The organism is Aliikangiella marina (assembly GCF_007004765.1).
Classification (GTDB): Bacteria; Pseudomonadota; Gammaproteobacteria; order Enterobacterales; family Kangiellaceae; genus Aliikangiella; species Aliikangiella marina.
The window spans coordinates 63,646-89,412 of the sequence record NZ_VIKR01000001.1; the positions used below are offsets into that span (position 1 = coordinate 63,646).

General features: G+C 40.4%; 26 protein-coding genes. 19 read left to right on the plus strand and 7 right to left on the minus strand.

The features are described 5' to 3' along the window. Window positions 1-4: 4 nt before the first annotated feature. Window positions 5-3,097: a DUF6493 family protein gene (locus FLL45_RS00220; RefSeq protein WP_185964269.1), complete on the plus strand. Its 3,093-nt coding sequence runs from the start codon at window positions 5-7 to the stop codon at window positions 3,095-3,097. Window positions 3,098-3,512: 415 nt separating this feature from the next. Beyond that, a complete protein-coding gene (locus FLL45_RS00225) occupies window positions 3,513-5,144 on the plus strand; it encodes a sigma 54-interacting transcriptional regulator (protein WP_142887790.1) in 1,632 nt (543 codons plus the stop codon). Between the two features lie 133 nt (window positions 5,145-5,277). On the opposite strand, the gene FLL45_RS00230 is transcribed toward FLL45_RS00225, so the two are convergent. The 3 genes from FLL45_RS00230 to FLL45_RS00240 form a co-directional block, all read right to left on the minus strand. Beyond that, a complete protein-coding gene (locus FLL45_RS00230; protein ID WP_142887791.1) occupies window positions 5,278-5,775 on the minus strand; it encodes a hypothetical protein in 498 nt (165 codons plus the stop codon). A 107-nt stretch (window positions 5,776-5,882) separates the two neighbouring features. Beyond that, entirely contained in the window at window positions 5,883-6,185 is a 303-nt protein-coding gene (locus FLL45_RS00235; RefSeq protein ID WP_142887792.1) for a hypothetical protein, read from the minus strand. A 55-nt stretch (window positions 6,186-6,240) separates the two neighbouring features. Continuing rightward, window positions 6,241-6,825: an EndoU domain-containing protein gene (locus FLL45_RS00240; RefSeq protein ID WP_142887793.1), complete on the minus strand. Its 585-nt coding sequence runs from the start codon at window positions 6,823-6,825 to the stop codon at window positions 6,241-6,243. Window positions 6,826-7,495: 670 nt separating this feature from the next. On the opposite strand from FLL45_RS00240, the gene FLL45_RS22880 reads away from it, so the two are divergent. The 9 genes from FLL45_RS22880 (at window position 7,496) to FLL45_RS00285 (ending at window position 13,524) form a co-directional block, all read left to right on the plus strand. Then, window positions 7,496-7,858, plus strand: a complete 363-nt coding sequence (locus FLL45_RS22880; RefSeq protein ID WP_210247075.1) for a hypothetical protein — start codon at window positions 7,496-7,498, stop codon at window positions 7,856-7,858. 138 nt (window positions 7,859-7,996) lie between these two features. Next, window positions 7,997-8,314, plus strand: a complete 318-nt coding sequence (locus tag FLL45_RS00250; protein ID WP_142887794.1) for a RebB family R body protein — start codon at window positions 7,997-7,999, stop codon at window positions 8,312-8,314. 21 nt (window positions 8,315-8,335) lie between these two features. Next, window positions 8,336-8,647 carry a RebB family R body protein gene (locus tag FLL45_RS00255; RefSeq protein WP_142887795.1) on the plus strand — a complete coding sequence of 104 codons (312 nt, stop codon included), beginning with the start codon at window positions 8,336-8,338 and terminating at the stop codon, window positions 8,645-8,647. A 16-nt stretch (window positions 8,648-8,663) separates the two neighbouring features. Then, window positions 8,664-9,161: a hypothetical protein gene (locus tag FLL45_RS22885; RefSeq protein WP_210247076.1), complete on the plus strand. Its 498-nt coding sequence runs from the start codon at window positions 8,664-8,666 to the stop codon at window positions 9,159-9,161. 60 nt (window positions 9,162-9,221) lie between these two features. Then, the gene (locus tag FLL45_RS00265) at window positions 9,222-9,578 is read left to right on the plus strand and encodes a R body protein (RefSeq protein ID WP_142887796.1); all 357 of its coding nucleotides are present in this window, start codon (window positions 9,222-9,224) and stop codon (window positions 9,576-9,578) included. A gap of 8 nt (window positions 9,579-9,586) precedes the next feature. After that, window positions 9,587-9,862, plus strand: coding sequence for a hypothetical protein (locus FLL45_RS00270; RefSeq protein WP_142887797.1), 276 nt, complete (start codon window positions 9,587-9,589; stop codon window positions 9,860-9,862). 12 nt (window positions 9,863-9,874) lie between these two features. Then, window positions 9,875-10,081 (plus strand): hypothetical protein, encoded by a 207-nt coding sequence (locus FLL45_RS00275; protein ID WP_142887798.1) that lies wholly within the window; start codon window positions 9,875-9,877, stop codon window positions 10,079-10,081. 79 nt (window positions 10,082-10,160) lie between these two features. Next, window positions 10,161-10,862 carry a hypothetical protein gene (locus FLL45_RS00280; protein WP_142887799.1) on the plus strand — a complete coding sequence of 234 codons (702 nt, stop codon included), beginning with the start codon at window positions 10,161-10,163 and terminating at the stop codon, window positions 10,860-10,862. Between the two features lie 67 nt (window positions 10,863-10,929). Further along, complete coding sequence (locus FLL45_RS00285; protein WP_142887800.1) at window positions 10,930-13,524, plus strand: serine/threonine-protein kinase; 2,595 nt, start codon at window positions 10,930-10,932, stop codon at window positions 13,522-13,524. Here the strand turns inward: FLL45_RS00285 and FLL45_RS00290 are convergent. Continuing rightward, the gene (locus FLL45_RS00290; RefSeq protein WP_142887801.1) at window positions 13,514-14,002 is read right to left on the minus strand and encodes a hypothetical protein; all 489 of its coding nucleotides are present in this window, start codon (window positions 14,000-14,002) and stop codon (window positions 13,514-13,516) included. The two genes, FLL45_RS00285 and FLL45_RS00290, sit on opposite strands and share 11 nt — an antisense overlap. Before the next feature lie 667 nt (window positions 14,003-14,669). Then, a complete protein-coding gene (locus tag FLL45_RS00295) occupies window positions 14,670-15,488 on the minus strand; it encodes a hypothetical protein (protein WP_142887802.1) in 819 nt (272 codons plus the stop codon). A gap of 289 nt (window positions 15,489-15,777) precedes the next feature. Here FLL45_RS00295 and FLL45_RS00300 point away from each other — a divergent pair, with 289 nt between their 5' ends. Continuing rightward, entirely contained in the window at window positions 15,778-16,713 is a 936-nt protein-coding gene (locus FLL45_RS00300; RefSeq protein ID WP_142887803.1) for a hypothetical protein, read from the plus strand. Between the two features lie 147 nt (window positions 16,714-16,860). Here FLL45_RS00300 and FLL45_RS00305 read toward each other — a convergent pair whose 3' ends face one another. Further along, the gene (locus FLL45_RS00305) at window positions 16,861-17,796 is read right to left on the minus strand and encodes a hypothetical protein (RefSeq protein WP_142887804.1); all 936 of its coding nucleotides are present in this window, start codon (window positions 17,794-17,796) and stop codon (window positions 16,861-16,863) included. Window positions 17,797-18,173: 377 nt separating this feature from the next. Here FLL45_RS00305 and FLL45_RS00310 point away from each other — a divergent pair, with 377 nt between their 5' ends. From FLL45_RS00310 to FLL45_RS00330, 5 genes are all read left to right on the plus strand, one after another. Beyond that, the gene (locus FLL45_RS00310; RefSeq protein ID WP_142887805.1) at window positions 18,174-19,517 is read left to right on the plus strand and encodes an ATP-binding protein; all 1,344 of its coding nucleotides are present in this window, start codon (window positions 18,174-18,176) and stop codon (window positions 19,515-19,517) included. A 2-nt stretch (window positions 19,518-19,519) separates the two neighbouring features. Next, window positions 19,520-19,933, plus strand: a complete 414-nt coding sequence (locus tag FLL45_RS00315) for a hypothetical protein (RefSeq protein ID WP_142887806.1) — start codon at window positions 19,520-19,522, stop codon at window positions 19,931-19,933. Next, a complete protein-coding gene (locus tag FLL45_RS00320) occupies window positions 19,933-20,853 on the plus strand; it encodes a tetratricopeptide repeat protein (protein ID WP_142887807.1) in 921 nt (306 codons plus the stop codon). The genes FLL45_RS00315 and FLL45_RS00320 overlap by 1 nt, the downstream gene beginning before the upstream one ends. 213 nt (window positions 20,854-21,066) lie before the next feature. After that, window positions 21,067-22,386 carry an AAA family ATPase gene (locus FLL45_RS00325; protein WP_142887808.1) on the plus strand — a complete coding sequence of 440 codons (1,320 nt, stop codon included), beginning with the start codon at window positions 21,067-21,069 and terminating at the stop codon, window positions 22,384-22,386. A 24-nt stretch (window positions 22,387-22,410) separates the two neighbouring features. Continuing rightward, window positions 22,411-23,301: a tetratricopeptide repeat protein gene (locus FLL45_RS00330; protein ID WP_142887809.1), complete on the plus strand. Its 891-nt coding sequence runs from the start codon at window positions 22,411-22,413 to the stop codon at window positions 23,299-23,301. 39 nt (window positions 23,302-23,340) lie between these two features. Here the strand turns inward: FLL45_RS00330 and FLL45_RS00335 are convergent, their stop codons facing one another. Then, on the minus strand, window positions 23,341-24,069 hold the full coding sequence (locus FLL45_RS00335; protein ID WP_142887810.1) for a 1-acylglycerol-3-phosphate O-acyltransferase: 729 nt from the start codon (window positions 24,067-24,069) through the stop codon (window positions 23,341-23,343). 863 nt (window positions 24,070-24,932) lie between these two features. On the opposite strand from FLL45_RS00335, the gene FLL45_RS00340 reads away from it, so the two are divergent. Both FLL45_RS00340 and FLL45_RS00345 read left to right on the plus strand, forming a co-directional pair. Further along, window positions 24,933-25,277, plus strand: coding sequence for a hypothetical protein (locus FLL45_RS00340; protein ID WP_142887811.1), 345 nt, complete (start codon window positions 24,933-24,935; stop codon window positions 25,275-25,277). 63 nt (window positions 25,278-25,340) lie between these two features. After that, window positions 25,341-25,697: a hypothetical protein gene (locus FLL45_RS00345; RefSeq protein WP_142887812.1), complete on the plus strand. Its 357-nt coding sequence runs from the start codon at window positions 25,341-25,343 to the stop codon at window positions 25,695-25,697. Window positions 25,698-25,767 lie beyond the last annotated feature (70 nt).

Consider the following 25,767-nt stretch of genomic DNA (forward strand, 5'->3'; position numbering starts at 1 on the left):
GATGATGACTCCAGAGAAACTCGAAACTTTGATATTTAACAACGACAGGGAAGATTTGTTCGTCTCTGCAGTATCACAACTTAGTGAAAAGGAAAGGAAAACACTCTCGACACACACGAATAAATTGAGAAATCAAATTACCTCTGGAAAAGCTAAAGCCGATGCCTCTAAGTTAGTTAAGCGATCTATTGAAAAACATTCTGCTAACTATTGGGGAACTCAAGCCTACTCAAACGTTCAGCTCGCAGTCTTGGCTTTTTGTCCATTATCGACAGTGAAGAGAGCAATTGATTTTTTTTCTTGGCGTGATAACTCGGCAGCGTTTCAAATCATATTAGATAGAAAACCAGCTTGGTTGGACGACTGGTTAGCTTTTAATCTTGATCAAGAGTTTGCTAATGTTCCTTTTGAATTAGTGCGTGGTTGGATGAAAGAGGGAATCTGTAATAAACCGACGGTCGAGGGGTATACTCGCCAGTTCGCGTGGAATTTGATGGCGATAAATCATAGAAAAGATCAAGCACCTAACAAGCCTATTAGCGAACGGCTAATAAATGAGCCTGATATGATAGACGACATTTGGCGTCTTTTTGAGGTCGAAAATCAAGCATTTAATACTGAAAGCTGGTTGACGAACAATGCGCCGGCGAACTATGAAACCTGGCCCGAAGCTCTTACTAAACTCGCCGATAAGGGGATCATTGATCGCGCTAAACTACTAGACGCTTCGCTGCAAGGGTTGAGTAATGATTTAAAACAGAATCAATTATCTGGTTTCCATAAATTTCATGAGCAGTTAGCACCAACCAAAACTGAAAGATCTCAACGAAGAGCTGAATATATGGCGTTGCTGTTTCATAAAACAGGCCATGTATTAAAGTTCTCGCTAAAAATGTTAAGTCAGCTGGAACGTGACAAATCCTTGGAGTTAACAAAGTTTTTGATTGATGTCGCGGCTGTATTTGCGCACGAGGCGAAAGGAAATGCTATCACGGCTCTAAAGCTTATTGCACGCATCCTAAAAAAGGAAAAGGATCGAGTTCCTTGTGCTTTACCTACCATGGCGGAAGCGCTGCGCCACCCTAATGCCGATGTACAGGCTTTAGCGATAGAATTGTTAACCACTTATAATGAACAAATGTCAGATGATTTTAAATCTGAATTATTGATCACAGCGGACTTTGTCGCTGATGCGAACAAACCGTTGTTAATGTCTCTTTTGGGAAAAACAAATAATACATTAGGTACAATTAGTGAGTTAAACAAAGTCGATTCGAGTGTGCTTAGTCGACAATTAAGCGAACTCTCCGTCTTGCAGAGAGAAACATTAGGCTTAGGAAATATTGATTTAGAAGATGACTTAAAAGGCGATATTCAGCCGTTGAAACCTGAAATAATTAAGGATAAGCATTTTCATATGCCTGATTTATTGGAGCCGATAACTGAGTTTGATGAACTGATTCAAGCGCTTTCACATGCTGTTGAAATTATTGATGAGCCCGAAGATGTAGAGCGAATTCTTGATGGAATCAGTCGTCTATGTGGTGAATACCCGAGAGAATTTGATAAAAAAACTTCGCCTTTGTTAAAAAGAATAAATGATGGTGGGAGTTTTGAGACAATGAAAGGCCTTCTCGGTTTTGGGGGTGGGTTACTCTTATCAATAACAGATTTAGTACTTACTTGGCTGACAGGTGAGTTCTATCAATCTAAAGATACAAGCTACTTTTCTCGGACGCCTTCGTTAGATCCGATGATAGTTAAGGTGAATAATATAAAGCGAAGAGTCTATGCAAAAAAACCTCAACAACTCCTTTCTTTTCCAACTCATAAAGGTGGATGGATCGATCCGGTTACTTGGGTAAATCGTTTGAATATAGCATTCGCGAATGATGCAGAGTTTGATAGAATGGACTTTAATCACTCAATGTTAAGATTGATGCCGTATGGCAGAAAAACGGCACTTCAGTTAGTAAGAAACTTACCTGAAAATATCGAAACAGTAGTCAAGTTTGTATTGGGCGAGAGTTTGACACCTGAATACAAGGATCGAAGAGATTATGATTTATGGATTAGTGCTTGTAGGTCATTAGATCCTAATCAAGATTGGTCAAGCTATTTATCGCCATTGAAGCTAAATGATAATTATCCAAATAGTATTAAACCAGCATACTATGAGTGGAACGCTTTAACCAAGGTCGAGAGAGGTTATAAATTTCCAGGCTTGAAAGTGACTGCTTTTGCGCAAAGTCTTATAGAACCTGATGCCGATATACAAAAAAATAAAACTGGGTTTCTGTCGAGTTTAGGCCGTAAACTCACTGGTGAAGTAACTGTTGATCGCAAATTAATACCGAGTGCCGGATTCAATGCTACTGAAAAGCTAAAGTATATCTGGTCTTGTGACTTAGGATGTTTATGGATTAATCAATGGTTGTCTACTCTATGGCCAACAAATCCAGATGCGTTTTACGTGTTGGCCGTTACACAACAAATCAGTAGAATCGATATGGATAGTAGTAGTTTTGAGCCTAATTTTGGGTTCTTAAGCGGCTTATTCGAACCAAATCGTGTTTGGTCAGAGCTTGCTCATTTAACACTATTCTTAGGGTTAGTTGGTAAGGACTCGGACTCACGAGCGCTGGCAGTAGACGCGTTTATAGAAGCGGTCGATAACGACTTGGCGTCACAAGAAATAATGGCAGGAATTTTAGTTAAATTAACTCAGGCTGGCTGGTTAAAGTTTAATAGGCTTGCCGAAGGATTAAAGCAAGTTACTCAAGTGTCGGCGACTCATCGATATTTTGTAAGTCGAATGCTACAGATTTGGTTGCCGCAGATTGATCTTAAATTACGAAACATTCATTTAGTTCTAGAGGTATTGCTTGATGTTCAAACTGCGTTGAATCAGAAGGTTTCCACTCATGTGTCAGAGTCGCTCAAAGATTTGAAAGGTAAAACTAAAGCCGCTATCACTGCCAGTCGTATTGTTAAAGCCGGCAGTGAAGCGAGCGAAATAGTTCGTCAGATCAAATTAAACTTAATCGCGTCTAGGTTGGCATTAGTGGAGGTAACTGAAGCTCAAGTACGTTGTTAGGTTTAGCAAACTGCCGAGTTTGCATTCGCTTTTCACCCGCAAAATTCATTGAACGTTTTTTCATTTCCAATGGTTAATTAAGTATCGCTATTTTTGTGCATGGTCGGCGCAGCTATTGACAAATGAAACGGATAGTTTTGCGCTAATGAATTCAATCAGTATCCGAGCTATTAAGGCAAGCTAGAGTAAGTTTCATACGCAAGTAATCCTTACTTTAGATTTTTAAATCGATCTCTCGTTCCTCTTCCTACTGGTTCTGTTGATACGCCTCAAGAATGAGTTGGTATAAAATCTGGCGTTAATTATCTCGTAACGAGGTTTTGTATATTCGCAAGCAAAAAAATGCTAATGTATAAACGTTTCTTGAAGTTTATTATGGAAGTACTGACGTCAACAAAAGGATTTGTTTTTAGACATGGAACCGAATCAAACAACACTTGAAACCAAAATGCAGGTTGCGAAAAGCTCGCTGCATGATCAGCACGGACTCGCGATTAGTATTATTTATCACACCGATCTTTCTCGAATTGGTGAACGACATTGGTTATCACCTCTCTCTGGAATCGGTCAGACAGAGATTTCTCGCTTATCGCCACATTTTTATCCTCCCCAAGATGAGCATTCCATTAACAAAGGTCGCGCCCTCGAAGATCCCTATATCAGTCGCAAACCGGTAAAAATTTACTTCGAACATGGCGGCATTAAAGTTGAAAGTAATCAAGAAGTATTCATAAATGGCGATAAAAATACAGGTAGTCTGATCAGTATAGGACAAGGCGTACTAATAAATATCGCTAACCGCGTTTTGTTGTTGATTCACACCCAAAAGCTAACGAAACATTCTAATAATCTTGCTCACGATTTTCTTGGATTCAGCGACAACGTGACTGAAGTAAGAGGACAAATACAAAAGGTGGCAAGTCTTGATGTGCCCGTGTTGATTCGTGGTGAGTCTGGAACAGGGAAAGAACTCATCGCGAAAGCAATCGCTCGCAATAGTCATCGAAATCAAATGCCTTTTGTGGTAGTTAATATGGCTGCAATCACAAGTTCGCTGGCGCCCGCCGAACTTTTTGGTACTGCGAAAGGTGCTTTTACGGGCGCGACTTCGAGCCGTAAAGGTTATTTTGAGATAGCAAATAATGGTACGCTATTCCTCGACGAGATAGGTGAAGCCGCAGAAGAAATACAAACCACACTTTTGAGAGCGCTCGAAACGGGCGAAATTCAAGCTGTCGGAAGTTCGTCGACCCGTAAAGTGAACGTCAGATTGATCTCAGCAACTGATGCAAACTTAGAAAGTAAGATTGAAAACGAATCATTTAAGAATCCGCTGTTACAACGAATTGCTGGCTATGAAATTATGCTCGCCCCGCTGCGTGAGAGAAAGGTAGATATCGGCCTACTCATGGCGCGATTCTTAACCCAAGAGCTCGACAATATTAATGAAAAGATTAAAAGTGAAACACCAGCGGAGGTCGAGAATTTGTGCCGTATTTTTGAAACTTTCGCATTGTATCATTGGCCTGGTAATGTGAGGGAACTCAAAAATTTAACCCGGCAGTTAGTTATCGATAATCGCGGTGAGGATTCGATTGTTCTCTCATCCAAATTGCGTAGTAAGTTACAAGTTGGTCGAATTCAGCGAGATAGAAAACGAGGTTTGGCTGACTCTATTAAAGACCTGATTAACGAAAACTCAGCTTCGATTCAAAAGCATTTAACTAGACGAAAACCAAATGCCGTCAGCAATGATGAACTACTCACAGCATTTCAAGAATGCGAATGGGATATTCAGGCGACAGCAAGACGTTTACGTATCTCACGAGCTTCTCTCTATAACCGAATTGATAAACATCCTGAACTTAGACGGGCAACAGATATTACTCAGGATGAATTAAAACAATCTTATGTTAATGCACAAGGTGATCTTGATCAGATGACGCAAGCACTTAGAGTGTCTAAAAGTGCAATAAAGCGTCGTCTTAACGAAATACCTGATTTAAAGTTAATTAAATTAACCCAAAGTGATAATGCTCGTTTTTAATCGCGATACGAAAACCAAGCTAGTGTAAACGAAACGCGTTAAGATTTATAACAATCAACCCTGTTGATATTGTCCGGTATAAACGAATGACGACAATCAATACTCTTACAGGTACAATGTTTATTTCGCTTAATTAATAATAACGACTTGGTGGAATAACTGGGTATACACCGCCATCAAATCGCATTGCGACTGTACCACTAATGCGACCATAAGCGCTGGCTGTAGCGTAAATGTTTTGTATCAACTTGTCGAATGATTCGGCAAAATCAAGTGTTGTTCTTTCGCTCTCTGTACAGGCATTAATGTATATAACTCCCGAATATTCACTTGGTAGCAAAGGGGTTAGTTTATCAAATAGCTGCTTTGGATTGAGTAAAATAGCCGAATCCTTTTGACAATCTCCTATCACCTCTCCATTTAAACATTCCTCAAAGTACACATTCTGAGAAGCAATAAAAATGTTCTCACTCATTTGAACTTTAGGGGGAGGGGGGGACTGGGAAAGTATATTATAGGTAAATCCATACTCCATCGGTTTATAATCGAATGAGTATTGAGCGAGTGATGCGAGTGAATAGTTTCCCTGGTTAAAGCGTTCAGAGCCGGGTTTACAAACAAGTAAGATCATAGATGGTCCTTAATGAATAGTTTGTTAAATGAAACTTCTGGTGTAATAGATTTTGCTTTTCTACGGTACGATTGTTTATCGACTGTATTGAAGCGTTTTAAAATCAGCTAGGTGTTCTTTATCAAGCGAATCCAATTGACAAGCTCATATTCGAATTGTTGTAGAGAGAGTGTAATTTGTGTCTCATCATATTCATCAAAAAGCGGTGAGATTTTTACATTGTCTTCGCTCATATAGAGCTCATAAGCATTCATCGACATTCTCCAATGACTTTGCTTTTTTTGCTTGATTAATCGTAATTGCTCATAGATGATATTTGCCCACTCTTCTTGCGTTTGAATATCCATAACAAAAAATGCTCTTAGGATCTTTCCTTCTTCGAACGAGAGGTTTCTTATATTCTTATCCATGCGTATACCGATACTGGTTTTAATAACCTCTGACTTAACAGAGGTTAGAATTATATTACCGAACAGGAAAACCTGTATTGACGTTGCCGTTAGCGGTTAAGCCCATAGCAACGGTAAGTCGACTCTCGTCATCACCTTCGCAATAAGGGCCTTGGGTTGGTAGTACCGGGTCGGGACGACTGTAGCCGCATACCGCCCAGTTTGGCGCCGCAGCTGGACATGCGATTTGATTGACCGCAGCATAGGAAATCGAGTTATCCACTTCTTCCTGGGTACAGCTGTCTGGAAACATTGTTGAAAACTTCTGTGCGGTCGCTCCATGGATATTAAGCGTGACGATTCCGCCATAAACGCCTGCTGCGTTGGGAGCTTGTGTAATGTTGAAATTGGTTACTGTCGCTGGGTTATCTCCGTCAGGTCTCGAGTGAAAGCCTTTAGCATTCCCATTTCGAATTTCACCACAAAAAACATGGTCATTGTTGACCTGCGGTGGATTAGGAAAGTTCGTCCATCCTATCCCAGGACAAGGGCCGACAGCTAAAACACTATTGGATTGGTCTCCCGATGGAGAACGATCGTATGTTGTGCAACCCAAAATCAAGATGGCGGATAGACAGCTGATTAAAATATGTTTAAACATAGTATGCTCCTTCTTTTAAGTTTAAGAATTATGTTGGTGTTTATTTGTGCTTAACAAATTAACAAGAGAGAGTCCTTTCAAAATTTTCCAACTTAAAAATCATTCATCATTGAAAAGTATTGTGTGCTCAATCATTAGAGTGAAATTTGTAAAGTCAGATCGCTCTCAGCAAGAAACGAACCAAAACAAAAAAATATCAATGAATAACAACTAAGAGTAATTAAATTTAAAAACTAAACGATAAAATTAATGAGTTTTTTATCTTGTGGGGCAACGTACATTTAAGCCAGCCGTAAATGAATACTCAATAGCATTCTGAGCTTGGTCGCATGCACTTCGATACGTTAGTAGCAAGTTATTCAGATTACGCTAATGGTCTCAGCAAGCTATTGAGAAAATAGAAACCAACCCAATTTTGTATTTCTTCTTTTGCAGAAACGATAAGTGGATTGATCCTTGCTTATCGCTCGACACAACCAAATATCTATTAATCGATATAAAAATTCATACGGTGACATGTCAGAAAAAAGTGGTGACATGTCAAAAAATGAATTTTCCTAGAATTCACCCTGGTCTTTGTCGAAAACACCCAAGAAGAAGCAGTTTTTTTAACCTGGCACGTAAGATGCACTAGCTCGATAAAGGACAATTAAGACACTGGAGAATAAAAATGGCCGATGAGTTACCACAAGATATCGTGCAATCTATTGCGATTTCTAATGCTAAATCTATTGGTGAGCAACCTGCGATACTTGCCAATCTCGCTTTAGCTGGCGAAATATTTAATTTGAATATGCAGCAGCAAGCTCAGATTGCACAACAACAGGCAATGAACCAGATAGCGGTTGCAACCGCAGCGACCACTATTCCTCATCAAAATGCCGGTAATACCGATGGTAGTACTGACGCTTTAGCGAAAATCTTTGAGCTTATGCAAGATGTACTCAAGCATAAAGATAGTACTAACGACAATAGCGATGAAAAATCAGATATCGATAACTCAACTAAACCTAGCGAAAACAAAAACAAATAGTTTGTTTTTTAAAAGGAATTATTAAGCGGATTGGTTTGAACAATTACCTAACTAATCAGCAACAACAAATAGTGAACTATTTTTCTGTTTGCCAGTGAAATAGCTCGTTATAACCAACCACTAACAGAGGAAAAAACTATGGCTGATAAATTACCAGAAGATATTATACAAAGTGTAGCAATCGGAAATTTGAAAAGTATTTCAGAGCAACCTGCGATGCTTTCAAATTTGGCTTATTCAAATACTGTGAACAACACTAATTTGAGTCAGCAAAATGCAGTTTCATTCCAGCAAGCGATGAATGATCTAACACTTTCTGTTGTCGCTAAAGCTTCAAATACGATATCTAACTTAACACCCTTGGAAGCTCGTTCTGCTGTCGATATTCTTAGCAACAATGAGCTAGCACAAACGATAGCTGATCTAAAATCAACAGTTCAAGCTTTCGCCAACTAAATTAATTAAAGGATTAAACAAATGGCACTTCCAGAAGATATTATTCAAAGTGTAGCGATTGGCAACCTAAAAAGTATTTCAGAGCAACCTGCGATGCTTTCTAATTTAGCTTATTCAAACACAGTAACCAATACGAATTTGTCACAACAAAATGCAGTTTCATTTCAGCAATCAATGAACGATCTAACGCTTGCGGTTACCGCTAAAGCGACTAATACGGTCTCTAACCTAACTCCACAAGAAGCGCGTTCTGCTGTGGATATTCTAAGCAACAATGAGTTAGCACAAACGATCGCCGATCTAAAAGCAACACTTAAAGCATTTAACAGTTAATTAAGGAGAATCACAAATGGCAGATTTACCTGATGAAATTATCGAAGGAGTGGCCATCGGTAATTTAAAAAGTATATCTGAGCAGCCAGCTATGTTGTCTAATTTGGCTTATTCAAACTCAGTCACAAACACCAACCTATCGCAACAAAATAGTGTAAGTAATCAGCAGTCGATGAATGATTTAGTACTCTCTAGTACGGCAAAAGCGAGTAATACTATTTCAAATCTGACACCGCTAGAAGCGCGTTCAGCGGTAGATATCTTAACCAATAATGAACTTGCGCAAACTATTGCGGATTTAAAGAGTACGCTTCAGGCATTTTCTGATACAACCGATCCATCGACGGGCGGTAGTAGTGGAACCAAACGAAACCCGATAGCAATCGATTTTGATCCGCCGATTGACTCTAAAAGCGTCAAGGTTGTTAAGGATGCTGGGTATAACTTAGTGCAGGTGCCGGATCCGAAAGATGCATCTAAGACTGTGGAGATACTTTTAGTACCAGCAAAGTAATAACACAGATTAATGGCTCCGGCGAGGAGCCATTCTTTAACACTGAATGGAGAAATTACCGTGGAAGTCGAACGTATCAAAATTGGAGAGCCGGACAATCCGCCGAACAAGCCCGAGGACGGTAGTGGTAGTATCAATATCTTAAAAACGATCGCTGAACAATCGTCGATGCTATCTAACCTCGCTATGTCTAATCTGATCAATAACAATAATCGATCTCAGCAGAACACATTGCAGAACCAGAGCTCAATCAATCAAGTGTTTATTTCAACCACATCAAACTCGGTTAATTTAGTTAATAACCTCAGTCCGTCTGAAGCAAGGTGTGCGACCGATGTAACGAGCAATAATGAAGTGGCACAATCGATTGCTGACCTCAGTGCAGCACTTAAAGTTAAACAAAAGGATAATAAATAGGCAATGTTATGGATAATACAAAGTCAGCAGAAAGCGCATATGATTTAACGTTACAGATTAGCGAAACGATCTCTCAATTAGGCGTCAGCGGCGATCCCGTTGTATTACAAGATAGGTTAACCGAATTGAATCGACAACAGATAGAAAACGTTAAAAAAACGGTTTTGCCAAGAATCCGCAATGGTGCGACAAAAGATAGATCACCGCAACAGTCGCCTGTCGAGGATGAGTCGCAAGTCTTTAAGGATCAAACTAACCTTTTAAAACGAATCTTTAACCGGTAATGAGGCAAGCAAATGGGTCCAACAGAAGCGCTGGCACAACCCGCTTATGAATTAACCAGTAAAATGTTAAATGATAAGCAACTTCCTTTGTCTATACCGTTAATAGCGATATCTCTTTCCGCGTATGGTATTGCACTAGCGCAATATCAACAAACGGTTATTGAGTCAAAACTAGCTTTTGCCACGGTAGACAAAGGGCAAATAGCACCGCCAACTTAATCTTTGCGAATCGCTTTAGGTTTAATCAGCTGCTCACGCAGGTCTAAAGCTGATTCAGTCTTGAGTTAATTCTATTCAAATGATGAATAATTTATCTTTCCCGAAAGTATCCCCCTTTACAGAGATTATCGCGTTACCCAATCCTGTCTTTATTCCGGCGTTTCTCGATGCCTTTACTTTCTCAGGGCAAAAATACACCGGAACCGTAGTTTTGGTGACTGGACCTTTAAAGCAAGTTAAGCAACTTTCGGTAACAACCCAAAGTTCTTGGATTCAAGTGACCGAGTTAAAGTGCAAGGTGAAGTATCTCAAAGCTTTTATTATTCATGTTATAAAAGGCAATAACTACGGTCCAACTCGCTCGGCTGAATTAGTACTGTCTGTGGGTAGCCAACAAGTGTCATCGGTTCCAGTTGTTCAAGCGGCAGGTGAATTGGTTAGCGAGACGATGACTAATTTAGTCAAAGCACCGATGGTAATGGAAGCAGAAATCTTAACGAAGTTCATCGCGAGTGAGGTCAAGAAGCTTCCTCCACCTATCAAAGCTATCGCAATACCAATTATTAATGGACTCTATGTCGTTGCGGCGTTGCTGCTAATAAGTATACGCTCAGCTTTCTTTTTAGTCCCGAACCCAACGGACTGGAAACGATTTGTTGATCCGTCTAAACCGGAAAACCAACTGTTATTAATCAGCCCTCTACCAACCTTTACCGACTATATTATCACCCAACAGAGTATTCGATTAATGGAATATTTTGATCAGCAAGTACTCAGTTAGCGAGCGTTTCCAATTCATAGTTAAACTGTGTACCATGGAATTAAATCATGAACTTTAAATTTCAAAGATGCTCGAGGCGAAAGTTTCTAAATTAGGTCCCTACCAAATACAAAGACAACTTGGCAGTGGCGGTATGGGTGAAGTCTTTTTAGCACGAGATCCACGATTAAATCGACAAGTCGCGATTAAATGTCTGAAGAATGACTCTCCTCAAGAACTTAAGCAGCGCCTCTCGACAGAAGCTGAAATCCTCGCTCAACTTGATAGTGAAAATATTGTTAAAATTTTTGATGTCTTCGAACAAGATGAGCGGCTTTATCTCGTCATGGAATATGTTGATGGCAAAACGTTAACTGAATGGTTAAAACAGAACCAACCAGACCTGCAAAAAATTTTAGATATTTCACAACAAATATTAAAAGCACTCCAAGTTGCCCATCACGCCGGTATTATCCATCGTGATCTAAAAGCAGATAATATTTTAGTTGCTCGCGGCGGGCAGATTAAACTGACTGATTTCGGTATTGCGAAGTCGCTCAACAGTGTGTATACGGACTATACAATGGCTGGCCGAGTTACGGGCAGTTATGCAGCGATGTCTCCTGAACAGGCCCTGAGAAAAGCGCTTGATCAGCGCACTGACTTTTTTTCCTTTGGGCTATTGCTCTATCGAATGCTTACGGCACAACATGCATTTGGTGACGGCGCTAGTCCTGCGTTAGTTGAGGGAACTAGTGCTGTCGGAGTTGAAGGGACTAGTGCTGTCGGAGTTGAAGGGACTAGTGCTGTCATAGTTGAAGACTCTAACCCTATCAAGATCATTGACCGCATTATCCATGATAAACCGACACCGATAACTCGTTATCGACCGGATTGTCCGATTAAATTGCGAAAGCTAATCCTTCAGTTACTGGAGAAGTCACCTGCAAGAAGACCACCAAATGCACAAGCAATAATGGATGCTTTAGCGGATTGCACAACAACAGAAACCAACGACTATGGGCGCGGCTTAGCTGAACAGACAACCAAAGAGTGGCGCAAACCTCAATCCATGGGGCATGCTGGTCGGCTTATTGTTAGCGGTGCTTTTATCTTTTTAATCGTTATTACCTATGTTGTCTTTAGGCCGTCAGCGAAGCTGCCTGCGTTATTGATTGAGCCTATTCAAATGCAGAGTTCAACACTCGAAAAGCAAGAGCTAGCCTTACTCAATATGGCGATACACACCTCGCTGAACGAATTAGCCATAGACAGTAATCGCTATGAGGTTGTTGAAAATCGTGATTGGTTACCGCTTGATGCGCAGTCAGATCGTGCCTATGCCGTAGATGCTGACCAAGTATTGAAGACCATGGCACATTGTAGTGAATACAATTGCGAATTAACCTTTAAACTCATCTCAACTCAAAATAGTCGCCTTATTCAAACATCGACGATTAATCTTCTATCAGATAATTTGTTGGCTTTTAAACAAAATCTGATGCAGTCAACCAATGAGATACTTCCCACAGCCAGTAAATCGCGAAACGCCAATTTGATCAGCAGTCAAATCTATCAGCAATTTTTGGAGATAGAACTCAAAGTAAAGCAGAGCGGCACCTCCGCTGCTTTGTTGGCGGAAGCGAAAATGCTTGTCGAGCAAGCTCCGTTTTTTGTACCTGGATACCTGAGTTATAGTCGGCTATGTCTCAACTACTTTTGGGACACCTTGAATAAGACTCACCTTGGGGAGTGTGAGGCCTCATTAAACCAAGCATTAAAGCTCGATGAAAACCACTACCAGTTAGCCATTGCGTATTTTGAGTTGATGCTCGCCAAGGGCGATTTTGTTGAAGCGAAAACTTGGTTGTCAAAATTACAAAAAAAATATAGTGGCAATAGCCGAGTATTGGTTGCTGAAGCGGAATGGTACTTTGAGCAAGGAGAGACTAATAAAGCGCTATCGCTAATTGATAAAGCCATCGCGAGCCGAGAAAATTGGATGGTATTGCTGAAGAAAGCCCGTTTCCTTTGGCAAACTAACGAGCTACCCGCTGCACTTGAAACCCTGAAACGATTGTTAGACCGTGTACCGGGTAATTTTACGGCCTTAAGAATGAAAGCCACTATTCATAGTTATTTAGGTGAATTCTCACAAGCGGCAGCTGATTTTCAATTATTACTCGATCACAATCAAATGAATTCCGCTTTACTGAATGATTTAGGCACTAACCTTATTTATAGTGGACAGTATTCGAAAGCAATAGCAGTGCTTGAGCAAGCTTATGAATTAGATAAGAACGACCCTTATGTCAGTTTAAACTTAGCCGATAGCCTCTCACTGAATAATCAGCCCGAGCGAGCGAAGTTTTGGTATGAGAAAACGCTAGAGCTGAGCAAAAATTCTCGCCAGGATTTTCGGCTGCATGCAATCAATGCGCAAGCGCATGCGCAATTAAATAATATCGCCGAAGCAATCCATGCAATCCAACAGTTTCAGAAACTAAATAGCAATGAGGCTGAATCTGCTTATTATTCCGCTCTCGTGTACACCTTAATTGGCGATAAGCATTCTGCGAAGGTCAATCGAGAGCGGGCGATTGAGCTTGGTATCAGCCCCAGCTGGTTTCAACTTTCTTGGTTTGAAACCAGCAGTGTCGATACCGATAATTCTACTGAATAGAGCGGGGTATTTTAAAAATAGGGTCCCAGTAAAACTCATAACCTTTGTACTGAAACAGTATCCGGTAGTCCCAACCTTTTTCACCCGTATCAACGTTATTGGCATAGGCAGTTAAAGTACGTCCGAGTATGATGATCGGTTTTTTGGGATCAAACACAATCTTACTCGGATCGGTGGCACCAACCCCGCGCATAAAAATATCTCCATCTGCATAGGCCTGAGAATCAAAACTAATTAAGCGGATTTCAACCATTTCGTCAGGATTTAATGGGGTCTCAAGGTTATATTGTCCTTCCAATTCTGGTTTAGGCAAATACTTGGGGCGCTCACTATTTGGAATATCATCGACCATTCTAACCGGTATTTCTGTTGCAACCTCTGTAAGATTAATCGAGACGTCTCGAGGTGGATTGTTCTCTCGTAAATAGCGATCGATAGGATTGGTTTGTATTGCGCAGAGTATAGTTACTTTTGACATTTTAATACCTTAATTATTATAGAAAATGTATTTGAAAAACCTATTTACAGGAAAATGAGTTTTGCTGACGTATCAAAACTATGCTGGTGCAAAATCTTACCAGAGTCCATCAAGATAGCTATGTTTAGTCACGCCTTTTTTAGCGATTGATTTGACGCTAATTTGATTCTGGCTACAAGAATGTCGTAAGCGCCACGATTAATCTTCTCTTGTACGTCGCATTAGATGATTTATTCGATGGTATTATCGAAAGCGTTTTCGATGTTACATTTGATTTAGCATTCGATACAGACACCATGGGTTCGCTCGGATTTAAGAGATATATTAATGCAAAGCGATTAAAAGCTTGAAGCGGATAGTTGGTGTGATGGTTCTATAATACAGGTAATATTAATTGAGATATTGCATTGTGAGATTTATAAAGAAAGATAAGTCTTGATGTAAAAAATGTACGCACTTCTCTATCAGACTTTTGACCATGACCCGACCTTTTAACCAGACAGTCCTTAAAGAAATGTCACTAATAGACAGTCTGGTTTTGTGAGACTAATAGACAGTCTGGTTTTGGGTCGCAAATAGGCTGGGCCGCAAGTAAACAATCGGGTAATTAGCCGGATTCACCTGCCAGAGTTTTTGCGCTTTTACGCTTGCCTGGCAAGCGTCATCGTCAACCACTAAAGTTTTTAAGGGAACGTACGTACAAGATATTCCCACGAGTCACAATAGTGGAAGCTGGCACATCTAAACTTATATTTTTATGGCCAATTGCAAATCGACGTTGAGTATTTCCGATTTCTAATACCAGTGTCTTGATACCTCTGCGTCCTTGACCGGCTGACACTGAAATTAACCCCGGACCTATTTTTTGTCTGTATTTGATACTAAACCCACCGTCGAGGGTATAAGATATTTTGATTGGTGAAAATGAATTTTGTACCGAGATACCGCCTTCCCAGGCAGGTCCTTTGTATAGTGATTTTCTTTTTCGCCAGTTATAGGCTAATTGACGATCGGCTTCAACCACGGCCGCTGCGAGTCTAATTAATTCTTTTTCTTTTTCGACAGATAGCCCATTACTGTAGCGGCTATATTGGAAACCGTAGAAGTTATAGAGTGCCGTAAACAAAGGGTACATAGAACTGGGATAGAGCAGTTTGAGATGTTTAGCATGAGTGAAATTTGCACTAGTAACTGCCAATAAAAGCCTATCTCGCGATTGATAGTACTTTTTAAGTTGAATATTCATCGATTGAGTCTTATTTTGCTGCTGATACCTAAAAAACTTTTCGCGGCTTGAAACAAGCTTGCTGTAATTATTAATGATTTTGTTTAAATCTTTCTCGATGTATTCAATCACGCCTTGCTCTTCAGCTGTTATTTTGCGTTCCGTCACCTTTGAGCTGGCAGCTTCCTTGTCACAACCAATAAGAAGAATTGTAATAAGTATTACGAAAAAATATCGGATATATTCTTTAGGATAGTGCATAACATAGCTCCTCTCTGTGAGTATTCAATGATTCTGTATATAGCCTCCTTTGGCTTATTAAGTCTTATGCCATAAGTTTTTAATGTCGACGTCGAACATGCGCTAAGCTATTGAAAATAAATAACTATAATGCGTATTCTTTATACTAGAGATATATTTAAAATAAAGCTAGGCGCTAAATTTTCCGGGAAAAAGTGTTTAAACTCTTCTTTGCTAGACTAAAGGCGAAAAATTATTTATAACAAGACTTGTTAAGGGCTCGTCATATTCAATACAGGGAAGGGAATCAATGAAAGGTGACAGAAAGACTAAGTTTGCGGATAAAATAATTCTAATTTCTTCGCTCGAAACACCTATTGCAAAAAAACTATTTAAAAAAGGTCGATTTAAAGAGTTTAAAAAGGATTCATTTTGTAGTGACGTACTTGGTGTGACCAAGGTGACAATCAATAACTGGATCCGTGATGGGGATGCGCCGGGATATAGCTTGAATCGTTTTGTCGAACGATTGAATCAACAGTTTTCTGAAATTGGAAACTGGAAAATTGAAGACTTTGATGATGCTTTTTCAACGTATCATTTTGCGGAAAGGCTGGGTTTAGAGTTTGAAGAAACTCAGCGACTTTTAGATTTTGAAAAAATTATTCAACGAAAAAACTATCCTTTTTTTATCCATGAATTAGAGGCGTCTAAATATAATGAGCAGTACAATGGACTCTATTACATGTTTCATATTTATCCAGGTACGGCCGGGGCGGATTTAGTCGTTCGCTCAACTTTGCGGGTCAGATATATGGTTGGTCAAGGGGAGCGTACTGCGATTCGCTGTAAGTTAAATGTCCCGATCTATGAAAGTGAGACACCCGCTAACTTGAATTATGATGGTTTTTTATCGCGTAAAGAGCAGTGCTTATTTTGGTTGTTTGAATCTCGAGTTCAGGGAGGCAATAAGATCAACGATTCGATTCAGTTTGCGACTAAACAGGCTTCTAAACAAAGCTCATTGATGCATGGCTTTTATATATCGGCATCAGAAAAATTTAATCTGTTCCTATCACCGGTTGTACTGCTGAAACACTCATCGCCTGATAATAACAACGCATCGGAAATTATTAATTTCATGCATAACCAGCAGAAAATTTATCCTGGTGGTGTTGAAGCGCTAGAAGATAAGTTTTCAGCGGTGAAGAATATCCTGAAAAGCGAAGTAAAAATAATTGAATAATAAAAACGCTGATAGCCTTGGTCGTTGTCAGAAAAAAAACAAGTAAGTATTGCTGTGTCACAATGCTTATTTGTTGTTAAGTATATACTTGTTTAAAGTTCTCAAAAGTACTGTCGCTTGGTTGATACAATTGCAACAGGGTTATTTTTAAAGACATTGATGGACGTAGATTTTATAAACTAGGCTTCCGTCCAAAATAAAGATTGTGTCACCTCTCGCACAAGCGAGATCGATCTGCTTTATATTCCCTAGAGTAATTCTGGATTGATATTTTGCAACGTTATTATCTGAAAGCTTAAATAGGTGGAGCGTGTCTCTATCATCATAACCACCTTTAAATAAGGCATAGTTTTGGTGAATTGCAAAAGTATCGCAACCACTCAGTGGGATATCCCAGTAATTGACAAGCTCATGATTCTTAATCTTTGCCAGTGGGAACTCGGTATAGTAGTAACACCAAGTGGTCGTAGCTGATTCGACATTTAATGCATAGCAGTCACACATAAAATCCAATCCTAGCCGCGGTTCAAAGGCGTATTGTTTTTCGCCTTTGTCATTCCAGGCGATTAACCCAGAAGAACCAACAGGTTCGTTCCACCCGTAATTACCAAAAATACCCTCGTCAAAATAACTCGTCCAAATGTCACCAGTTTTGGTTGTTTGAACATTTTGAATACCATCACCGAGTAAAATTTCATCAAGGAACTCACCTTGATGGGAGTAGATTCGACCATTTAAATCGTAGTCATTCTCACCTCTGTATAAACATCGACAACACACTAATAAAATTCGATAGTCGGGCAGGAGTTGAACGTCGTGGATATTTAAAAACTCATTATCAATATCTGTGAGGTGCACTATTTCATTATTGGTCGAATAGTAGATGCCATAGGTTTGACCTTCCTCGGATTTTATTTTTGGGAAGGTGCCACCAGGCCCAACATCGGTGTAGTCGAGTTTTTTCTTGGCAACCGCGAAAACTAACTCTCGGTTGTGAGTTGTGTTAAAAGCAATTAGCTCTCCGCGCACTAGGAATTCGGCGATATCAAAGCTTGCTTCCAGTTTTAGTTCTTTTTCTCTCATGTACGACTAAGTTTCAATGGTTCTAGCGGTTAGTTTACACCATATCTTAAGTCACTTTGTGAGTTTATTGATAGAAGTTAGATAGCTTTTGTGGGAGAAATGCTGATAGGAGCGGCGTCGAATGGCTAATGGTAAATAGTTACGGTCTGGAATTGTTTCTACGATTGGCGTCGAAATATTTGTGAAAGTACCTGACTAAAAGTGGCCGACAAATACTTGTCGAATATCCATTGAACAAAACACTTCGATCCATTACGATTTCCTCAGTATACCAATGACTGAGTTGGTACTTGAACCAATCTTGCATTGACTCGAACTAAAATAATCAAAAACAATCATTAACGCGACTGAACGTTATGAGTTAGAAGTTAGATAATATGGATAAAACAACCCTAGAAAACTTAGAGTTAGCCTATAAGGCTGCGCCTTCTGCCGAGCTTGCCAAAGTGATTATTAATACCAAGGCTGATTTAGGAGCGCTGTCAGACATCGAGGCTTATATCGAAAGCTGTAAGCATCTACTGTCCACTGAGGAGTTAATGACCTTTTGTAACAAGCTTTGTGATGATGGCGAGTATGAAATTCCGCTCTCTTTATTGGATGAGACCAATTCTGAACAAGCGACATTAAAAGCTCAGTGCTTCTATCAAATTGGTGAACAAGACAAAGCGAGAGATCTTTATCAAAAGTTGATAATCAATAACCAAGTTTCATCTAACGATGAATTTGTAAAGCAACTCGGTTTAGATGAGTCGACACCGCCGGAGTCGAATGAGCAACAAGGCGCTGAAAAGCCCAAGCTAAAACTCGTTGAAAAGACGGACGTGGCGGAAATAACGGATCTGATTCGATACAGAGAGGATACGACAGATTTTAACGATGTGGTCGGTCTCACCGATATAAAGAAACAGATAAACAAAAAGATCATCATGCCGTTTCAAAGACCGAGCTTATTTCAGCGTTTTAAAAAGAAAGTCGGTGGCGGTGTGCTACTTTATGGTCCGCCTGGGTGTGGTAAGACGCTACTGGCTCGAGCGACGGCTGGTGAATGTAATGCTTCTTTCTACAATGTTGAAATCTCTGACGTGCTCGATATGTACATTGGCGAGTCGGAGCAGAAACTGAGGGCTATTTTTGAAAAAGCTCGAGCAGAAACGCCTAGTGTGCTTTTTTTTGATGAAATTGAAGCTCTCGCGGGTAAGAGAGAGCATAGTAGAAATGCGACCTCTGCAAATTTAGTGAGCCAATTCTTAACGGAACTCGATGGTTTTTCACAAAACAATGAAGGTGTTTTAGTGCTCGCTTCAACCAATGTTCCATGGGCTGTTGACGCGGCGTTCTTGCGTCCCGGACGATTTGATCGAATGTTCTTTGTACCCCCACCTGATAGAACCGCAAGAGAAGCGATTTTAGTCCATCACATGAAAGATCGGCCGGGTGAGGGTACCATTGATTTCAAGTCGATTGCGGCTAAGGCAAGTGGTTATTCGGGCGCTGATTTATACAATCTAGTAGAAATGGCTGCAGACGAAGCAATTGATGATTCGATCGAGTCGGGGGAAGAGGCTTCAATTACTTATTCACATTTTGAATTAGCATTAAAAGGCGCGCGTTCAACGACCGTAGAGTGGCTTACCACTGCGAGAAACTATGCCAGATATGCCAATGATGGTGGTCGATACGATGATGTTTTGGATTTCTTAAAGAAACACGGAAAATAGTCATGAGTCGTTATCAAATTATTGATGAGCCCAAAGTGAGGGGCCGAGAACAACTTATCGTTAATCCAATAATCATCCTTTTTGTCGCGATATTTTTGCCTTTATTCTGGATGCCGCCTTACTTTGGACGTTGGTGGATGCCATTGGTTTGGCTGGGGATTAATGGCTATCTATTGGGAAGCTCAACCTTGAAGAAAGAGATTTTAACCTCGGTGATTGGTGTCCTGTTAATGCTTGGTTTGTTCTTTACCTTTATCTTCTTTAAAAGTGCTGAGCCTTTTAAGCAGTTTGATTCTTACTATCGATATATGCATATCATTCTTAACGGTCTATTTTTCTTAATACTTTATCTGGTTGTCTTTAGACAATCTGTAGCTTTTGAAATTTATTCTTACATCAAGGAAGGCCGATCGTAATGGATGATTATTTGTATTCACTTGCACAAGATTGCTTTGATCGTGGCCAGTATGATCGCGCCATTGACTATCTTAAAGAACTATTATCTGAAGATCCTAATGATGCTGAATGTCATGGGCTGTTAGCGGCATGTCTGTTAAATAGTAATCGATTATTTGCCGCTGAATATGAGCTAGGTATAGCCCTTCAGCAATCGCCTCAAAATCCATTTTTTCATTTATTGCTTGCGCAGATTAGTTTGTTAAAAAATGACGTTAAAAAAGCCCACGAGTCTTGTGATGAGGCATTAAGGCTTGAGCCGGAATATGTGAGTGCTTTTCTTTATAAAAGCGATATTTATCTTGTTCATAGAGAATACGAGCAAGCCAAGTCTTTTATCGACAAGGCTGCATCATTTGAGCCAGATTCGGCGAGAATTTTACAAGCTTATGGTAGTTTTTATTTTGCCAGAAATGATTTGGAACGCGCGGAAAGTTGTGCGCTAGAAGCGTTAAGTGTTGATCCCCAAGATGAGGAGTCAAATATCCTTATGGGTAAGATCCGGCTGAGACAAGGCAATATTAAGGAAGCCGAATATCATGCAAAATTTGTGATAAGAAACAATCCAGACAATTCGAGTGCTTTGTCGCTTTTTTGTGATATTAAGCTACGAAAGAATTTATTTATTGGTTTGTGGTGGAAGTTTAATTCGTGGATAGCGGGGATGTCACACTTAAGATCAGCGGTGGTTTTAATTTCAGGCTATCTAATCTTTACGCTCGCGGCGCAAGTATTGTCAGATTTGGACTTTAACTTTGCTTCTCAATTCACTTCCTATGCGTGGTTTGCGCTGGTGATTTATTCTTGGGTCGGTATTCCATACTATTATCGACAACTAAAGAAAGAGCTCTCCAAATTTGAGTTTAATCCAGATTTTTGATAGTCCGGTATTTGCTGAGTTGACCAATCGGGAAGTTCAAACTGACGCCAATAGTTACTCCTCTCTTATTGACTTTAAGTATAAAATAATTCCCATTTTGTGTATGATTCATCGCGCAGAGCAACAAAAAATGGATAATAAACGCAAAGTTTAGGCCGGATAAATAATGTTAGCTGCCGTTAATAAAAAGTAGGAAATTAAGGGAATCAGACAATGAGCGAAATACTAATCCAGACCTTGCTCCAGGGATTACAGAACAATCCTGATGATTTGGGATTGCTGACCAGTCTGGGAGATGCTTATCGATCACTACAAAACCACGAAGAAGCTTTAACTACCTATCAAAAAGCGGTTGCGATCGATAGTAGCAACACGGGCATAATTTTGAAGGTTATCGATTTGGCAAAACAACTGGATAAGCCTGAACTGATTACCGCGTATCAAGCGCTACTCAATGCAAATGGCGTAAAATCCAACTCGCCAAATGAAGTCGATGACGTCAAACCGCCTGAGGAGAATGCTTTTTCTCGTTCAAATGCGTCCGATGATTCAATTAAAATCGATTCGCCGCAAGTAGACCAAGACGATAGTGTAAAGCGAGTGAGAGGACAAAAGCTAAAGCTTGTCTCTGATCATGGCACGCTCAATACCGACGATATCATTGAGGCAGAAGACAGCAGTATCTATCTCGATGATGTCGGCGGAATGCACCAGGTTAAAAAACGCCTCAATCTGACATTTTTGGCGCCATTAAAAAATCCAGAGCTGGTTAAAAAATACGGAAAGAAAACTAGCAGCGGACTTATCCTTTATGGCCCGCCGGGATGTGGTAAAACTTTCATCGCTCGCGCGCTTGCCGGTGAAATTGGCGCTAAGTTCTTTACCGTCAGTCTTGCTGATATTCTTGATATGTATATCGGAGAAAGCGAAAAGAAGCTCCATGAAATATTTGAAACGGCGCGCCGAAATACCCCGGCGATTTTGTTTTTTGATGAACTTGATGCCATAGGTCAGAAAAGAAGCAACCTTAAAAATTCTGGCATGCGGACATTGGTTAATCAATTACTCAACGAGATGGATAGCGTAGAAGGCAACAATGAGGGCTTGTTTATTTTGGCGGCGACCAATTTACCTTGGGACATTGATAGTGCATTAAAACGCCCTGGTCGATTCGATCGCGTAGTGCCTGTTTTTCCACCTGATCAAGAAGCGCGAGAACATATATTACGCTACCATTTGCGCGATACGCCCTTTGAAGATGTCGATGTTGAAGCAATCGCTAAACAGACCGAACAATTCTCCGGTGCCGATCTGGCTCATTTAGTGCAATCCGCGATAGAAGTCGTGTTTGAAGAGTCATTAGAAACCGGTGAGGCTCGCGCGGTAAGCAATACTGATTTTGAGCAGCCACTAAAAGAAGTTAAGCCGAGCACGCGTCAGTGGTTTGAAAGCGCCCGCAATTATGCCATGTTCGCCAATCAATCAGGCGCGTATGACGACTTACTCGAATACATTCGTAACAATAAGCTCTAGCAGTTAGTCAGGGGTAGGTGATGTATGAGTGAACATGAAGCTGATCTCGGATTGGGGCAAACGCTAGAGCGGAACATTGAGTCTCGCATTGAGGCGTTGATCGATATTTCGCGTTATGAAGATGCTGAAAAGCTATCGCGAGAGGCATTAGCCAGTGAACCTGAAGACGCCTATTTGTTGTTCCTGCTTGCGCGCGCTCAATTTGGTCAATCCGCTTACGACCAGTGCGAAGCGACGCTTCACGCCTGTCTTGCAGCGGATCCAGAATTTTCCTGGGCATATTACCTGTTAAGTTTACTTCATCATATTGAGAAACGTTTCAATTCTGAAATCCAATGTGCTGAAAAAGCGGCCTCAATGGCGCCTCAAGAACCCACATTTATTCAGCGATTAGCCGAAGCCTATCTGACATCGGGCGAGGTCAAGCAAGCGAAAGCGGTGCTTCAACAACTTTTAGAAATTGAACCAGACTCAAAAGCTGCGCATCAATTAATGGGGGATATCGATTTTCGATTAACCAATTATGCGGCGGCAGAAACTCATTATCGTCAAGCGCTCACATTTGATCCTGAAAATATAGAACTGCTCAACGATCTCGCTCGCAGTTTGTATGGACAAAAAGGCAAGCATCAAGAAGCATTAGACATGTGGTTTAATATGGTTCAACTCGACCCAACTAATCCCGTACTCACCGACAATTTAATCTCGTCGATAAAAGATTGGCAAGGTGAGAAATCTGCTTCAGGAAAAGGAAAGAATCAGTTGTCTGATTTACCACAGGCGTTGCAGTATTTTTACGAAGATCATCAAAAGCGTCAGTCTTTTATGCAGAAGTGGGGATACATCGTTTGGCCGGTTATTTGGATAGTGGTATTGGCTGGCGTTAGTTTTTTATTTTCGCTTGCAGAGAAGTAGGCGGTTTGTTGCTATAAAACCGATAACTACGCTCGGGTACTAGCCTTTTTGACGATTGAGTTCCGCAACTTCAGCATCCAATTCTTCAATCTTTTGCAACATCTTATCGCGAGCAATTTTCGCTAATTCTTTCACCTGTGATTCGTTGAAATCGCTTGTTTCAATTGGCTCTAGGTAGTCAATGATGGCATAGCCATTATCCCAACGATTGATAGAAAATGAATTCAAGCTGCTCAATACAATGGGAAGCAATGGTACTTTCGCTTGTAAGGCAATGTGAAAGGCGCCCATTTTGAAAGGTAACAAACCACGGCCTTTACTGCGCGTCCCTTCAGGAAAAAACCAGATAGATAAGTTTCTTTTTTTCATATGCGCTAACAAATCAGTCATCGTTTGTTTCGCTCGAGACTTGTTGCTCCGATCGATGAAAATATTTCCGCTCAGCCAATATAACTGTCCGAACAACGGGACCCATTTAAGACTTTTCTTACCCACACTAACCACCCCAGGGGTGACTCCGCCTGACATGGTAATCACATCATAGTTACTTTGATGGTTAGCAATAATGACCTTTGGGGAGTCTGTTAAATGCTGAGGGACTCTAATGATTAACTTGATACCCACAAAGCGGGCGAGCTTTGAAAGCAGCCTAGCGACGAAATAAGTGTTGTTTCGATGGAATGGTCGGACCAGAGAGGTAAGCGTGCCAATAATACAAATGATAATAAATAAAGGAAAAACAAGTATCAGTCTTAACAATCCAAGCATGGAACCATTGCCAACAACAGCATGAGAAGGTGAGCATTATCGGCAAAGTCCACTCAAATGTATATAGGTAGCGGAGGTAAATGGTGACTGTCTAGTTTTGTTTGTAGGGCATTTGCTTAATTGTTTGTAAGAGTTAGGATGAATAGTGCCTCTCTGGAATTAATTGTTTTTTCAGACTTAAGTACTATTCCCGTACGTTGGAGTAGTCGCCACAACAGCGTCGGATGAATTAATCGATCTGGTGACGGTAATATTCGAAAACTGTTAACCAAAACATATCGAGGTTTTTGTCTCACCTCAACCACTTTTATTTTATCTGTGTTTTTAACGTGATCAATTAACAACCAACTGTAAACTTTGGTCTGCCTGAAAAAGCGACGCATAATTTTTTGTCTAACTTGGCCGGCGGAAAAATGTGCATAATTTCCTATTTTTTGTAACACGTTTCGGGCATTATCCACACCGCTAAAACTCGATGCGAGATTGTAAATGTTCGCGCGGGTGAATGATGCCAATGTTTATGGAGCTTTCCTTTAAAAGGATTTTTATATCGGTGAAACATTAAGTTTGCCGTGACCTTTTTCTTTGTAAGTCGCTCTTGTTAAACACTCTTGTTAATTTGTCATGTTGATTAATAAAGATCCAGTTTATGGGTTTTTAGGATGTTTTTTATACAAATATAACAAAATGTCCGATTTGTAATAGCTTTTGGCGGAAATGTGATAGTTGTTTTGGCTAAGAAACTGCCAAAATCGCGTCGTTGAAATAAACGGTTTATAGAACACTGAAAAAATAAACCGATTTGTAGGTTGGGGTGAGGTACGAACCCCAACAATTTAGGAAGCTGTATTAGGGGATAAAAGATGAAGAAGTTCGCAATAGCCATCTTTCTCAAACTGGCTATGTTCACATCGGGCAATATTCGAGCACAGTCTACAGGTAATGTCGCAATTACCAACATTGGTTGCCACAACCATGATGATACTTGTTTTGTTGAAATAGCCGGCCCTGCAGTTGGCCCAGAAAGCTGTAAGTCGAATTCGATAAGATGGCGCCGCACCGCTGACGCAAATGGGGAAGCGACTTTTTCGATGATTACTGCCGCTTACTTCGCTGGAAATAAGGTGAGAATCACTACTAGCGGTTCGTGTTTTTCCAGACAACCGAATTATCCAACTATTGCTTATATGTCAGTAGTCAAAAATTAAGAATTAATTGTAGGTTGGGGTGAGGCATGAACCCCAATAATTGAGATCCAGAGTATTAAGCTTATGAAAAACTATACGATTAAAGCCCTAATTCTACTTACAACTCTACTGGTAGCAATGCCAGCCTTAGGTGTAAACCGATACTGTAGCGGAAAAATTCAGCAAGTATGGGTCGACAGCTCTGGTGGAGTACTGATCCGTTCAACTTGGCGAAATGATCATACCCAGATTTGCGACATTGATAGCGAATGGAAAGGAGTGACTGCAGAAGTTTGTAAAACTTGGTTTTCTCTTATTCAAACGATTAGCGTTTCAGGAGAGGATGCAAAAGTCTATTACGCAGATGCTCCTACGTGTGACGCCTTGCCTACTTATAGAAACGCCCCGGCTCCAGGTTATGTAATGTTAAACCTTTACTGAGTATCGAATTAATTTTTTAGAGCGATACAAGCTCAGAAATGAATGAACTAAATATCAAAATTAAGAGAAT

Bases quoted from the DNA above. Each gene is read 5' to 3' on its own strand.
- FLL45_RS00285 (WP_142887800.1), top strand. From the start codon at position 10,930: ATGCTCGAGGCGAAAGTTTCTAAATTAGGTCCCTACCAAATACAAAGA.
- FLL45_RS00335 (WP_142887810.1), bottom strand. From the start codon at position 24,069: ATGCTTGGATTGTTAAGACTGATACTTGTTTTTCCTTTATTTATTATC.
- FLL45_RS00330 (WP_142887809.1), top strand. From the start codon at position 22,411: ATGAGTGAACATGAAGCTGATCTCGGATTGGGGCAAACGCTAGAGCGG.
- FLL45_RS00300 (WP_142887803.1), top strand. From the start codon at position 15,778: ATGAAAGGTGACAGAAAGACTAAGTTTGCGGATAAAATAATTCTAATT.
- FLL45_RS00310 (WP_142887805.1), top strand. From the start codon at position 18,174: ATGGATAAAACAACCCTAGAAAACTTAGAGTTAGCCTATAAGGCTGCG.
- FLL45_RS00270 (WP_142887797.1), top strand. From the start codon at position 9,587: ATGGATAATACAAAGTCAGCAGAAAGCGCATATGATTTAACGTTACAG.
- FLL45_RS00325 (WP_142887808.1), top strand. From the start codon at position 21,067: ATGAGCGAAATACTAATCCAGACCTTGCTCCAGGGATTACAGAACAAT.
- FLL45_RS00255 (WP_142887795.1), top strand. From the start codon at position 8,336: ATGGCACTTCCAGAAGATATTATTCAAAGTGTAGCGATTGGCAACCTA.
- FLL45_RS00235 (WP_142887792.1), bottom strand. From the start codon at position 6,185: ATGGATAAGAATATAAGAAACCTCTCGTTCGAAGAAGGAAAGATCCTA.
- FLL45_RS00275 (WP_142887798.1), top strand. From the start codon at position 9,875: ATGGGTCCAACAGAAGCGCTGGCACAACCCGCTTATGAATTAACCAGT.
- FLL45_RS00315 (WP_142887806.1), top strand. From the start codon at position 19,520: ATGAGTCGTTATCAAATTATTGATGAGCCCAAAGTGAGGGGCCGAGAA.
- FLL45_RS00320 (WP_142887807.1), top strand. From the start codon at position 19,933: ATGGATGATTATTTGTATTCACTTGCACAAGATTGCTTTGATCGTGGC.
- FLL45_RS00345 (WP_142887812.1), top strand. From the start codon at position 25,341: ATGAAAAACTATACGATTAAAGCCCTAATTCTACTTACAACTCTACTG.
- FLL45_RS22880 (WP_210247075.1), top strand. From the start codon at position 7,496: ATGGCCGATGAGTTACCACAAGATATCGTGCAATCTATTGCGATTTCT.
- FLL45_RS00230 (WP_142887791.1), bottom strand. From the start codon at position 5,775: ATGATCTTACTTGTTTGTAAACCCGGCTCTGAACGCTTTAACCAGGGA.
- FLL45_RS00240 (WP_142887793.1), bottom strand. From the start codon at position 6,825: ATGTTTAAACATATTTTAATCAGCTGTCTATCCGCCATCTTGATTTTG.
- FLL45_RS22885 (WP_210247076.1), top strand. From the start codon at position 8,664: ATGGCAGATTTACCTGATGAAATTATCGAAGGAGTGGCCATCGGTAAT.
- FLL45_RS00340 (WP_142887811.1), top strand. From the start codon at position 24,933: ATGAAGAAGTTCGCAATAGCCATCTTTCTCAAACTGGCTATGTTCACA.
- FLL45_RS00290 (WP_142887801.1), bottom strand. From the start codon at position 14,002: ATGTCAAAAGTAACTATACTCTGCGCAATACAAACCAATCCTATCGAT.
- FLL45_RS00220 (WP_185964269.1), top strand. From the start codon at position 5: ATGACTCCAGAGAAACTCGAAACTTTGATATTTAACAACGACAGGGAA.
- FLL45_RS00280 (WP_142887799.1), top strand. From the start codon at position 10,161: ATGATGAATAATTTATCTTTCCCGAAAGTATCCCCCTTTACAGAGATT.
- FLL45_RS00250 (WP_142887794.1), top strand. From the start codon at position 7,997: ATGGCTGATAAATTACCAGAAGATATTATACAAAGTGTAGCAATCGGA.
- FLL45_RS00295 (WP_142887802.1), bottom strand. From the start codon at position 15,488: ATGCACTATCCTAAAGAATATATCCGATATTTTTTCGTAATACTTATT.
- FLL45_RS00305 (WP_142887804.1), bottom strand. From the start codon at position 17,796: ATGAGAGAAAAAGAACTAAAACTGGAAGCAAGCTTTGATATCGCCGAA.
- FLL45_RS00225 (WP_142887790.1), top strand. From the start codon at position 3,513: ATGGAACCGAATCAAACAACACTTGAAACCAAAATGCAGGTTGCGAAA.